At 41.4% G+C, this 12986-nt stretch carries 12 protein-coding genes; 8 read left to right on the forward strand and 4 right to left on the reverse strand.

Translation table 11 applies throughout. The features are described 5' to 3' along the window. Positions 1–146 precede the first annotated feature (146 nt). Positions 147–1088 (forward strand): SPFH domain-containing protein, encoded by a 942-nt coding sequence (locus tag B4U84_RS07030; RefSeq protein ID WP_131116438.1) that lies wholly within the window; start codon positions 147–149, stop codon positions 1086–1088. 291 nt (positions 1089–1379) lie between these two features. Further along, positions 1380–3212 (forward strand): tetratricopeptide repeat protein, encoded by a 1833-nt coding sequence (locus B4U84_RS07035; RefSeq protein WP_131118767.1) that lies wholly within the window; start codon positions 1380–1382, stop codon positions 3210–3212. A 180-nt stretch (positions 3213–3392) separates the two neighbouring features. On the opposite strand, the gene B4U84_RS07040 is transcribed toward B4U84_RS07035, so the two are convergent. Next, positions 3393–3608, reverse strand: coding sequence for a CAB/ELIP/HLIP family chlorophyll-binding protein (locus B4U84_RS07040; RefSeq protein ID WP_017308864.1), 216 nt, complete (start codon positions 3606–3608; stop codon positions 3393–3395). 156 nt (positions 3609–3764) lie between these two features. Beyond that, positions 3765–5408 (reverse strand): FAD-dependent thymidylate synthase, encoded by a 1644-nt coding sequence (locus B4U84_RS07045; RefSeq protein ID WP_131116441.1) that lies wholly within the window; start codon positions 5406–5408, stop codon positions 3765–3767. Between the two features lie 255 nt (positions 5409–5663). On the opposite strand from B4U84_RS07045, the gene B4U84_RS07050 reads away from it, so the two are divergent. After that, on the forward strand, positions 5664–6365 hold the full coding sequence (locus tag B4U84_RS07050; RefSeq protein ID WP_131116444.1) for a dCTP deaminase domain-containing protein: 702 nt from the start codon (positions 5664–5666) through the stop codon (positions 6363–6365). Beyond that, positions 6362–6928 carry a dCTP deaminase gene (gene dcd, locus B4U84_RS07055; protein WP_017308867.1) on the forward strand — a complete coding sequence of 189 codons (567 nt, stop codon included), beginning with the start codon at positions 6362–6364 and terminating at the stop codon, positions 6926–6928. The genes B4U84_RS07050 and dcd (B4U84_RS07055) overlap by 4 nt, the downstream gene beginning before the upstream one ends. Before the next feature lie 213 nt (positions 6929–7141). Here dcd (B4U84_RS07055) and dcd (B4U84_RS07060) read toward each other — a convergent pair whose 3' ends face one another. After that, complete coding sequence (gene dcd / locus B4U84_RS07060) at positions 7142–7723, reverse strand: dCTP deaminase (RefSeq protein ID WP_026719203.1); 582 nt, start codon at positions 7721–7723, stop codon at positions 7142–7144. 247 nt (positions 7724–7970) lie between these two features. Beyond that, entirely contained in the window at positions 7971–8507 is a 537-nt protein-coding gene (locus tag B4U84_RS07065) for a P-loop NTPase family protein (RefSeq protein WP_026081729.1), read from the reverse strand. 355 nt (positions 8508–8862) lie between these two features. Between B4U84_RS07065 and B4U84_RS07070 the strand changes: the two genes are divergently transcribed. The 4 genes from B4U84_RS07070 to B4U84_RS07085 all read left to right on the forward strand — a co-directional run bounded on the left by B4U84_RS07070 (position 8863) and on the right by B4U84_RS07085 (position 12970). Further along, positions 8863–9423, forward strand: a complete 561-nt coding sequence (locus B4U84_RS07070; protein WP_131116447.1) for an adenylate kinase family protein — start codon at positions 8863–8865, stop codon at positions 9421–9423. 194 nt (positions 9424–9617) lie between these two features. Further along, complete coding sequence (rph, locus tag B4U84_RS07075; protein WP_131116450.1) at positions 9618–10358, forward strand: ribonuclease PH; 741 nt, start codon at positions 9618–9620, stop codon at positions 10356–10358. Between the two features lie 251 nt (positions 10359–10609). Beyond that, positions 10610–11332 (forward strand): 6-phosphogluconolactonase, encoded by a 723-nt coding sequence (pgl, locus tag B4U84_RS07080; RefSeq protein ID WP_131116453.1) that lies wholly within the window; start codon positions 10610–10612, stop codon positions 11330–11332. A gap of 696 nt (positions 11333–12028) precedes the next feature. Continuing rightward, on the forward strand, positions 12029–12970 hold the full coding sequence (locus B4U84_RS07085) for a double zinc ribbon and FHA domain-containing protein (RefSeq protein WP_017308873.1): 942 nt from the start codon (positions 12029–12031) through the stop codon (positions 12968–12970). Positions 12971–12986: the final 16 nt, after the last annotated feature.

The raw sequence follows: 12986 nt of genomic DNA on the forward strand, positions 1-12986 counted from the left end.
CGATCCATATTTAAAAGCTTTGAACTTCGCTCCAATAATTTAAAATTATACAAAAATAATATGATTTTTACTGATATAATGAGCATCTTGGTATTTTTGATACTATAGTGATATCATTTTGATATAAGTTTTGGTTTATAAAAACTATGGAAGAGAAAATCAAGGAATTTCCAGCGTTTAAGGTCAACGGCTTCATCATGTTGGCTGTGGTAGTCGCGCTCACGCTGGTGGGAGGGTGGTATCTTTGGTCTCGTGTACAGGGGCTAGAAGCTTTACTAGCAAGAGGTTTGAAGGTTACTGATTTTATCGGTGGTGAGGATAGCGTTGCAGAGCTTGTTGCTTGGTTAGTTGCCACACTCCTCATTGTTGTCATCCCCTCACTGTCGGGCTTCTTTAGTGTTGAGCCGAATCAAGCGGTGGTGTTGGTGCTGTTTGGGAAATACATAGGAACAGTTCGCTCATCTGGCTTTTGGTGGACAAATCCCTTTGCTCGCAAGCAAAAAATTTCGCTGCGGGTTCGCAACTTTAACAGCAAAATCATCAAAGTTAATGATGCTGAAGGAAGTCCCATCGAAATTGCGGCGGTTGTCGTCTGGCAGGTTTTTGATTCAGCTAAATCAAAGTTTGCAGTGGATGATTATGAAGAATTTGTCGCTATTCAAAGTGAAACCGCCATTCGCTCTTTAGCCATTCGCTATCCCTACGACAGTCCAGATGAAACAGAAACTCCTTCGCTGCGAGGAATTCCTGATGAAATTGCTCACGCTCTGCAAAAAGAACTCCAAGCCCGTTTGGAAGTAACGGGTGTAGAAGTGATTGAAGCACGGCTCTCACATCTTGCTTATGCACCAGAAATTGCTCAAATGATGCTGCGACGACAGCAAGCAAAAGCCTTAATTGATGCACGACGGCAGATTGTTGAGGGTGCAGTGGGAATGGTGAATGAAGCGTTGAATCGTCTCAGTCAAGAACAAATGGTTGATTTGGATGACGAGCGCAAAGCTTCTATGATTAATAACTTGTTGGTTGTTCTCACCTCTGAGCAAACCGCCCAACCTGTTATCAATGCTGGAACGCTTTATAACTAAGAAATGGGACAAAAAAAACGATTTTTGTTACGTCTAGATGAGAGACTTTACGAGATGCTAGAGAAATGGTCGGCAGATGAACTAAGAAGCGTAAATGCACAGATCGAGTATCTGTTGGCTGAAGCTGTGAAGAAGGCGGGACGTTGGAAGGAAGACAAGGGTCAATCAGAGCAAGATTGACTGTGAACCGAGAATCCCCGCCAGGGCTGGGGAATGTCAAATTCTGCACTCAGGCTCAGGCAACAATTAGAATTGACATAGTGTGTCTTGGTTGGGAAAGTGTCTGATTCTATGTCTCTTCGCGATCGCTACCTCGCTTTAGTTGATGAAATTGTGGAAACTACCCTCAAGGGCAAGATCAGTTCTGTTGAGCAAGTATATCAAATGTTGCTCAAAGGTGTAACGGCTGGAACGGGGGAAATTTTTGAATTGGCGTTGAGCGATCGCCTCAATAACATTCAGCAGCAAGTGGACAATGAAAAAGACGAACTCAAAAAAGCCAAAGCTACCCGCAGTTTAAGGGCAATCAAGACAATTCAAACTCAATGGCAACGGGTTGAAGAACAAAACAAAGCCACAGAAACTACAGCAACCGCAGTTAAAGAAATTACCACAGCATCGCCCGGAGAACAATTAGCTACTTTTTTACGTGTCACTGATCCCAATAGTCAGTATCGCCTGAACTTACAACAGCTTCAACAATTGTCAAAAACTTTACAACAGTTTGCTCAACCAGATTCTGATTTACAGCAAATTTCAGAAGGTATTACCCGTGGAATTGCATCTTGGCAGCGACTACAAGACCATTTAGTTAGCTGGATGTATGAGCAAAATCGTGAATCCTTGGGTTTTGGGGGTATCCCAGGCGAAAGCGGCCCTTGGGCTACTTGGGCTAAACAACTACAAAGCGAGTTACCCCATGCACTGTTTCGCGCCTTTGCAAAAGAGGAATCTGCCATTGATTTTGCCAGACAGTACCGTCAGATTAGCCTCAGAGATTGGGTAGAAATTACAATCATTTTCCAATACTTACAACGGGGATTAGTCTACTGGTTTGACCAACAGCCTTACAATGTCAAAGCTGGATCAAAGCTTTCTATTTCTACACATTTGACCTTTGCAGTCATCTGGAGTCAACTGGCTAGTGGTTTTAGTGAAAATATCACCTACAGTAATGCAGCCTCGCAGGTGATGTTACAAATTTTGCGGACATTGGCTCAGGCTCAGTATTTTCCCTTCTATGGTGGCATCTTTGCTTCTTTTTCTGGTAGTTACTTGCGCGATACCTTGAACTATCTGGATGAACCATTGCGGAGAGTCGAAGGTACGCAAGAAAAAGCCAGGATATTAACAATTTTGGGTTATTCACAACGAGCTTTGGGACAATATGACAGATCAATTAACTTTCATCAACAAGCTTTAGAGATTGCTCGTCATGCAGGCGATCGCCCCTGTGAAATCGCGAATCTCAACCATCTTAGCCGTACTTATGTGCAAGAGCAAAGATATGCAGAAGCAATAGATTACAGTCAAAGAGCATTAATCATGAGTCGGCAAACAGGGGACAGAACAGGAGAAGCCTATGCTCTAGTAAACTTGGGTTACAGCGAAGTCATGCAAGCTCAACAACAAGAGCAAATAGAACCTGAAACCTATGAAATGCCAATTAACTATTTGCAGCAAGGTTTAAAACTATCAGAACAATTAGGCGATGTGCAAAGTAAAGCTTTGTGTTTAAGTAGTTTAGGAATTGCTTATTTAGTAATTGGAGATTCACAAAACGCTATTAAAAATTTAGAAGAAGGCTTTCAAACCGCACAGATATCTGGTGATTTATATCTCCAAGGATTAAATTTAGCTAATTTAGGTGAAGCAAATTATAACTTGGCAAATTTTGCCAGAGCGATTTACACAGGTTCTTTGGGAATGTATTTGTTAAACCAAATTGCTTCCCAAGAGTGGCTAAAAGTAGCGAAATTATTAACAAGATTACAAGAGCAACTTGGAGTAGAAGCTTTTCAAAATGCATTGCAGCAAAATCGCTCGAAAATAATTTCTGTAATTGGTGTGGATGGGTACGATTATATTCCGCAGTTGTTAGAAGAATATAGACGCCAGATGTAACGCGATCGCTTGTATTCACCTAAATCAAAAATTGCGATCGCTTTTTTTATGGGTGTAAATAGACATCTGGTGAAATTAATTGTGCTTTACCCAAAATCTTTGTAGAGACGCGAAATTTCGCGTCTCTACGTTTTTTTCTCAGAGGTCTAATGTATAGACACGCAGTGACGACTTGATTGTTTAGAAGTTGGCAAAAATATCAAACACACCGTGTCCTGTGAACACTTCAAATGCAATCAGAGACACAAAGCCAATCATTGCTAGACGACTATTGAGGACTTCAGCGTAAGGAGTGAACCCAGTGCGATCGCCTTGTTCATCTACATAAACCTTTGGTTCGATCGCAAAGTTGTTCATTTTTCCTTGGTCATCAACGATTGCACCGTTTGTACGCATAAGTATTTCCTGAATGAATAAAGGGGATAATTGCATTTATATTAAGAATAGTAACAATAAAGTTAAAAAATGTAAAGAAAATAAATTCTCTAATTGAAGTGCGATCGCGCCCAGAATGCGCGATCGTTACAGATAATCATGAGAAAAACGGGTAAGCTAGTTACTCGAAGCTTGGTTTTGATTTAGTTGCTGCAATTTTGTATCAATTCTCTGCTCCGCCGCTAATCGCTCTAAAGCATAGTCATTTAGATCTACGAAATACATGTTAGCCAATAATGTTGGGTGAACAACATTAATAAGTCGATATATTTCTTGAGCAACTATGCGGTAGGAAGGATGTCCTTGTCGCGAACTGCGTAATTCAACAAGGTGATAAACTTCACGTAGATTCAACTTTATTCGCCAACGTACTCGATAGGCAAAGGGTACAACATATTGTGCTGCATCTGGTAAATATGAGCTAATCAACTCAGTTGTTTCGGCTGCATATTCCAAAGCTTTACAGTAACTTTGGCTTAGGTTCGCTTCTTCTAGTTCTGGTGGAACTACATACCCATGACGAACACAGTAGTGTTGACGTTCTTGTGTGAGAACACGATGTCGATGCAGATCACGATACGCACCAAGATCAGCCAGCACATCAAAGGTGTAATAAGTTTCTTCAAAAGCGCGTCCAGGACGATGGAAGCGTGAGGAGCGATCGCCTACATAGGTATTGATAATCTCAACTCGCTCTTGAGTTGATAAAGCAGTGACGTATGCTTTGATTTGCTCAAATGTCAAATCAGTGTGAGGATAAAGAATCGCTGCAACAACCTTGACTTCTGCATCTGGATCATACTCAACTAATTGAACAGTAGAGCTTGATCCTGGCTCAATTTGTCCTAAATGTTTTTGTGTAAGTAATTCTGTGTGTTCCCAATTTCTTGATAAATAACGGGCAAATTGAGCGCCCCGTTCAGTTTTGGCACGCTTGACAAATGAAGGTATGATTTGATCTAGTTCTTGTTGCATAGAAACTCCAAGAGTACGCACTTCTTGGTGAGGTGAAGCAGCAAGTTTGACTAGCAAATACTCAAATGCTCGTCCATTGCCAAACAACCCAACATTAGTTAGAGTTGCCATTGGCAGTAAACCACGCAACAAGTCAAAAGTTTTAGCCCTTGTGGCACTGTTATATGCCCGCTCAGAAGTAGTAGTATCTCTGGGAGTACGAGCTTGTACCCAAATTAAAAGAGGCTCAATTAACTCAGTATACGTATCGAATAAATGATCTAATGTTGCCTCATAACGCTCTGCATGGCTTGATACCATAATCGACGGTTCGCGATAGTAGCGGTAGCGTCCGTTGATTTTGCGATTAAATGGAACGTATCTGGTTGACTTTTCTAGCGGGGAAATTCCTAAGCGACTGTCCTCTAGAACTTTAGCTGCAATATTACTAATTCCTTCACAAGCAAGGTGTGCGCCTCCTAATTCTGCGACTGAGTCATCACCATAACCAATCAAGACGCGATCATAAAAAGCCTCTGCTTGTTGAATCGCCACTAATTGATCAGCGTTATTTTCAGATCCTCCACCAACGATACGAGTAAAACTAGCTTCCGGTGCTTTGATAAACTCATCTAGTAAGATACGGCGTAAACTTTTATCACTACGGCTGTAGCGCGAGAACAATGCACCCTTAACAACTTCCGGCAAATTCCGCAAACCAAAAACAGCACGATCTGAATTTGTGATAAAAGGCTCTAACAATAAGCTCTCCTGTTCGGTCAGCAACTCTTCCAAAAATTCTTCCATATCTACCACCTCAGTTTAGTGCTGCGATCGCTCCTTGCTTATTTTGCCTTAGCTATCAGTCGCTTAACTTTTGCAAGCAGGCGACTTTGAGAACTCATGTATTTCTAACCAGAATATTCAAGTCACCTATCCTACCATTTAGATAGCTTTAGACTACTAATTTTTCGTTGTGGGTGATAGACAAATACTGAATACAGTATAAATAGTATCCAGTAGGATATAATTGCCCAACAATGTTTTAAAAGCAACATAGCTATGAGTGTTATCCCTTTTATATTAGGTACTACCAATAGAACAATTGTGCAAACAAGAAAAGAATATGAAGATGCTGGTGGTTTGGATGGAGACGTAATATTTATACAAAATCTTGATCGTGATCAAATGCTTGATACAAAATCCAGCAATGCAAGTTATGACTTAAGGGTTGGTGACGAATACAGAGATCATAGAGACTCTGGTAAAACTGATTTATTAGATAACGGTAAAATATGTCTTCAACCAGGATCTGCAATCATCATTGAGACAGCTGAATCAGTTCAGTTTCCAAAATCTAGATTTGGTCATATAGTTCCAAAAGTGTCTCTTCTACAGGATGGTTTATCAAATACTTCATCAAAGATAGACCCTGGATACGAAGGAAAACTTCTTATCACAGTTTTTAACTTGGGAAAAAGAACAATTTGCCTTAAAAAAGGACAAACTTTTTGTACACTTTATGTGCTTAGTATCCAAGGTGATGTTATACCTTATAAAAAAGGAAACCAGAGAATTTATGGAAACTCTAGAAGGGGTTTTATTGGTAAAGCTAGAGATTTTATTGAGACAAATCAAACATTTATTACAGGCTTGCTGCTTGTTATCAGCACAGTTACAGCACTAATCCAACTTGGAGAACTTGTAAATAAACAACAAGTAAAAATGCCCCAAGAAATAAATAGAGAACATATAATAAAATGATTCTTTCTGATCAAGATATAATTACAGCTATTAATAAGGGTGAACTTCAAGTTTCACCTCTAAATCAAGAGTTTATACAACCAGCGTCAATAGATCTTACTTTATGCTCAACAATCCGAATATTTGACTTACAAAACACAGAATATATAGATATTAAAGAGTGGATAGATCCTTCTAAAGAAGTAGAGTTAGAAAAGGATGGAGCTTTCCTATTACGCCCAGATGATTTTATACTCGGAGCGACAGTTGAAAATATAACTCTACCTAGCTATTTAGCTGCAAGAGTTGAAGGACGAAGTTCTCTTGGTCGCCTTGGATTAATGATTCAAGCATCAGCAGGTTACATATCTCCAGGTTTTTCAGGCAGTATCACTTTAGAAATCAAAAATATTTCTCGTATACCATTAAAGCTATATGTTGGGATGCGTATTGTACAGATTATCTTTGAAGTAATGTCCTCTCCAGCTCTCAACCCATACGGTCATCCAAATTCTAATCACAAGTATCAGTATCAAAACAAACCAACTTCTAGCAAGATCTGGAAAGATTTTAAAGATTCCTAATTGTTTGAGATTTTTGAGTGAATACTGAAGAATCAGACATTTATTGCTCATCTATAGTCAAAGCTTTACTTGCCAAGAAATCTTGAGCTTCTGGAGAAGAATTTGTAACTTGGCTGCTTTGGTGCTTTTAACACCCTTTCGCTAGCTGATATAAATTTCTCTAATCGTGGTTTATTACGAAGAGATTCTTCTCCAGTATAGGTTATTAAATTATTAAACCCTGGCAAGAGTTACAGTTTGAGGTTGATCCTGATACTTTCCAAAGCGATCAGCGTAAGTTGTTTGACATGGCTCTCCTTCAAAGAAGAGAAGTTGCAGGACACCTTCATTAGCATAAATTCGACAGTCTGCACTAGAGGCATTACTAAATTCTAAGGTTAAGTAGCCTTCCCATGAAGCTTCAGCAGGTGTTATGTTCGCAATAATCCCACAACGTGCCATCGTAGATTTTCCAATACAAATAACTGTGATGTTAGGAGGAATACGCAATCGCTCCAACGAGACACCCAATGCATATGAATTTGCTGGAATGATGAAAAAAGACCCATCTTCATCAGTTTGTAGTGGAATACGTTCCAGGTTATCAGGGTTAAACCGTTTAGGATTAACGACCGTACCTGGAATGTGTCTAAAAACACGAAAATCTGTTGGAGCTAGTCTCAAGTCGTATCCGTAGCTGGACAACCCATAGCTAATAACTCGTCTATCATCTATTTGGCGGACTAGAGAACTTTCAAAGGGATCAATCATCCCTAATTTAGCTTGTTCAATAATCCATTTATCGTTTTTCAACATCCTTGACCTATGCTGTAAGAATTGAACTTTAAGAATATAGCAATTACTGTTTCTTCAAAAGGTCAACCATCTCTAATTAAAATTTGATCTCACCTACTTGCTCACCTCTGGTTGGTGTTACTAAATATCTGGCCTTGCTTTGTCAATAATTTTCTCAGTGTGTTTAAGTTCTCCTGATAATCGAGCAAACCGTCTTCAGAAATTGAAATACACTCCGCTTGCTGAAGATTTTTAGCTCCTAATCCCCTCAAGGTTGATGACTGCGACGAATTTCTGTAATTTGATCTGCCACCTCTAGAATCGAATTAGGCATATCCGGCCCTGTGAGAATGATATCGACATGAGCAGGACGTTTTGCCAAAAAGGCTAAAACCTCCGTTTCAGGAATCAAATTAAAGTTAATCGCTAAACTTAACTCATCCAAGACAACGAGAGAATACTTAGCCTCACATACGACCTTTTGTGTATGTTGCCACAACTGCTGTAAGGCTTGTGTTTCGCTTTCGTCGAGATGTGGTGTATCGATACAACGAGGCAAATCGCAGCGAATCCAATCTAAATTTTGTCCCAACCGAATCGGGCGTTCATGCCCTTGATTAATGCCTCCTTTGAGAAATTGCACTACTAAAACTGGCGTACCTTGACCAGCTATTCTCAGTGCCTGAGCCATGACATTTGTAAAAAAGTTACGATGTGTACTCGTGAAAACTTGTACTAGTCCCTCTATTGAGTATGGTAGGTCAAGTGTTAAATTTCTGTTTAGGTTTTCTAGCTGGGCAACCATAGTTGAGTATTAAAAAAAATACAATACAATAAGGAGTTTTCGCTGAGGTTGATTCTAGTAAGTCTGCCTGTATAATCAAACTATTTTTAAGATGTGTAGTTTATTTGGCAAGTTGCATTCTTAGTCAAACACTACCTCTGTACTCAAGTCAAGGTTTATGAAGATTTAAATCATGATTTTGCCTATGAAGTTATTGGTAAAAATTAAAACATTAGTTTTGAAATTCAAATCAAAGAAAAAAATTGGCAAAATCTCTGAAATATCCCGATAAGCTTCTGAATTCTTCGGATATTAAATTTTTTTAACCGGCAAAACAGACTTAAGACAATTGTGAAATTGACAGGACTAGGAGTTTATGGTTGTAAAATTAGTCATTCTAGGAGGTTCAGGAGCCGGAAAAAGTACACAAGCCCAAAAGCTGTGTAGTCAACTTGAAATTCCTTTGATTTCCACAGGTGAACTATTACGTCAAGCAATCGCTAACTTTAGCAGCTTGGGTCGGCTGGCACAACCATACATAGCAACAGGGGAACTAGTACCAGATGAGGCGATTATTGAATTCATTTTGAATCAACTCAAGCAGCCTGATGCTAATCGTGGTTGGGTGTTAGAAGGTTATCCTCGGACAGCGTTTCAAGCAGAAGAATTAGATTTTTTGTTGGATGAGTTAGGGCAACAATTAACCTGGGCAATTTATCTACAAGTACCACAAGCAGTTATGGTTAGCCGTGCTTTAGGGCGTTCTCTTCCAGATGACCAACCAGAAATTGTCCAACGTCGTGTTGAATTATTCTACGATCGCACCATTCCCATCCTAGAATATTACGACCGTCGCCGCCGCCTCCTAACCATTAACGGCGACCAATCCCCAGAGATGGTACTACACACTATCATGAATCTGCTTTCTGTTTGTTAATTTTGCTGGAGAATCCCCGATCCCCGTTACCCCTTCGCCCCTAATCCCCACTCCCTTGGGGGAGTGGGGGCCCCGAGTTCCCCAAAGGGGACCCCTACCTTCCCCAATCCTTAGATAGTTGTTTAAATTTCCTGAAACTGCCAGTTAAAACGATACCCTGAAGGCAGTGTCTGATCAAATTTGAGGCTAGTGCAATGGCTTGGCAGCGTCCAGACGGTCGAAAACCTTATGAACTGCGTCCCGTTACCTTTAATCAAGACTTTACTCGCTTTGCTTATGGTTCTGTTCTGGCAAATTCTGGTGAGACTAAAGTGCTATGTACTGTCAGTGTGATTGAAGGAGTCCCTAAGTTTCTTGCTGGTACTGGCAGAGGTTGGTTGACTGCTGAGTACCGTATGTTACCAACTGCTACTCAGCAAAGGCAAGAACGGGAATTTTTGAAATTGTCTGGACGAACTCAAGAAATTCAACGTCTAATTGGGCGTAGTTTACGAGCAGCAGTAGATTTAGAACTGCTGGGAGAGCGTACACTGACTATAGATGCAGATGTTTTGCAAGCAGACGCCGGTACAAGAACAACAGCGATTACAGGTGGGTTTGTAGCTCTTGCACATGCTATTTCTAAATTATTGCAGCAGGGAGTTTTAGAGCGATCGCCTTTGCTTGGACAAGTAGCAGCTGTTTCTGTAGGGTTACTACAGGGAGAGCCTTTTTTAGATTTAAACTATGTTGAAGATGTTGCCGCTACTGTAGATTTTAACGTGGTGATGAATCAAGGCTTGGGAATTATTGAAGCTCAAGGAACTGCGGAAGAAGGCTGTTTTAGCCGTACCCAGCTCAATCAACTGTTAGATTTTGCTGAAAAGGGAATTCAAAATTTATTAGCTACCCAACGAGAAGCGATCGCTGATTGGGATCAAATATACCAGGATTGACAATATCAGTGAACAATTAAAAAACTGATAACTGTTAACTATTAACTGTTAACTGTGATTGTTACTGATGATTTTTATTAAGATTCGGCAAGATTTTATGAAATTGCCGTAATTGGTTTGAATAAACAAGTGTTATCTGCTGTCTGAAGTCCAGAGTCCAAAGTCCAAACCTTGGTAATTTGACCTTGACTTTACAAAGTCAGTAATTTCGATATGGTAATGCTGGAAGTCGCCAATATAATGAGGAAGCGATGAAGAGAAAAGTTGAGGTTTTACCAGATCAAACAGCTTTAATAGCGCGAGCTAAAGCACTGATTCTCTCGCAAATTAATGCTGCTATTGAACAGCGAGGAAAATTTACCATTGCCTTATCTGGCGGAAGTACACCCAAGCCGTTGTACGAAGCGATCGCCACCCAAAATCTCCCTTGGGATAAAATTCATGTATTTTGGGGGGATGAGCGTTATGTTCCGCCTGATCATCCAGATAGCAATGAAGGTATGGCCCGTCGTGCCTGGTTAAATCGCGTTAATATCCCAGCAGCTAACATTCATGCTGTACCCACCACTGAAGGTGATCCAGTAGTATCTGCGGCTAAACATGAAAGGGAACTACAAGAATTTTTTCACTCTTCACCTGGAGAATTTCCGGCTTTGGATGTGATTTTGTTAGGAATGGGTGATGATGCACATACAGCTTCTTTATTCCCACACACAGAAGCACTCAAAGTACGCGATCGCCTCATTACCGTAGGCAACAAAGATGGTAATCCTCGTATCACCTTTACCTATCCATTTATTAATGCAGCCAGATGCGTTATTTTCGTAGTTGCTGGCGCGAACAAAAAACCAGCCCTTGCTCAAGTTTTCGCACCAGAAGCAGATAACTCTACTTATCCATCCCGCCTCATTCAACCTGAAGGTGAACTGTGGTGGCTACTGGATGCAGCAGCTGGTGAAGAATTAAATCAGTAAACAGTGAACAGTCAACAGTTACAAACATTGAGAATAATGTAGTCACTGATAACTGATAACTGAATTGAACTACTTGTTAAAATCAGAAGCTAGAATCCTACAGTCAATAGCCCACAACGATGATATGAAAACCTCTTAAGCGATCGCTGATCCCTATTTTCAAGCTAGAATCCCACGGTCATCCGCTAACAGGATTTTAGATTACCCTGCGCTTCGACACGTAGACGCTTCTGCGGCTACTTGCAGAAGTCGCTACGCGCCTACCGTAGGTAGTGGCTTCTGTTAAGAGAAAGGGTTCCCGTAGGGTAAGTAGCCGCAGAAGCGTCTATGGATTTTGGATTGACGAGGCACGGGTGGCGTACTCTACCTTGAAGCCGCGCATAGCGCGTCTACGCGTAGCGTCCCGGAGGAAGTTACCTGCGTCGCCACATTGAGTGCCGTCCCCACGGACCGGTTCACTTTCTTGGGAATTTTGGATGCGTGGATTTCCGATTGGTTCCCAGGATTTATCCGCTTTCTTGTACCCTGCTCGGAACGATTGGTCAATAGCCCACAATGAGGGTATGAAAACCTCTTAAGCGATCCCTGATCCCTGATCCCCGATCCCCGATCCCCGATCCCTATTTTCAAGCTAGAGTTGTGCCTCTGCTTGCCGACACTATTTTACGATGACCTCAAACACAAGGTTTAATTTCCATGATCGTCTGCCCTAACTGCAATCACCACAACCCTGATGGCGCTACCCAGTGTGAAGCTTGCTATACCCCGTTACCAGCGACTACTAACTGTCCTAGTTGTGGGGCAACCGTGCAGGCAGATGCTTCTTTTTGCGGACAATGTGGCTATCACCTGCGTACAGGTACTGTAACACCAGTAGCAGCAACCGTAGCACCTGACATTCCTGTGGAGGTAGAACCGTTAGTTGTACCTGATCCACTTGTACAACCGCAACCTGCATCAGTAAGTGGATCTGCCAGCTACACTACACCTGACTCTCCACCTTTGCCACCAACGGCTGTAGCATTTCCTTCAGCAGAAAGTAGCCCACCACCACCCCCAATTCCAGCTTTTAATGCTGAGGAAACTAGTCCCTCTCCACCACCAGCACCACCAGAACCTCCAGAACCTCCAGCGTCAGTGCCACCTCCAACCGTTGCAGCCCCACCACTAGTGGTTGCCGAAGAAGAGAGTCCAGTAGTTGAAATAGAAAGTGAAAGTGAAAGCGAAAGTGAGCCAGCACCACAACCTGCGCCAGCACCACCGCCACAACCTGTATCACCACCTGCTGCTTCGAGAACGCAATTACAGCAAGTAACTGCACGGCTTGTCCATGTCCAAAGCGATAGGCAAATTGAATTACCACAGAATCTGTCTGTAATTCATATCGGTAAGCCTAATGATCGGATTCCCCCTGATGTGGATGTTTCTGGGTTTCCCAACTCAGAAATTGTTTCACGCATACACTCAGATATTCGTGTAGAGGGAGATGCTTACTATATTGAAGATGTAGGTAGTTCTAACGGCACTTACATTAATAATTTGCCCTTATTACCTGGAAATAGACATCGGTTAAGACCAGGCGATCGCATCAGTTTAGGCAAGGGAGATCTGGTGACATTCATATTTCAAATCTCCTAAAGGGTCAGTTATAGTG

The sequence above is a fragment of the Westiellopsis prolifica IICB1 genome (assembly GCF_004323185.1).
Lineage (GTDB): Bacteria > Cyanobacteriota > Cyanobacteriia > Cyanobacteriales > Nostocaceae > Pelatocladus > Pelatocladus prolificus_A.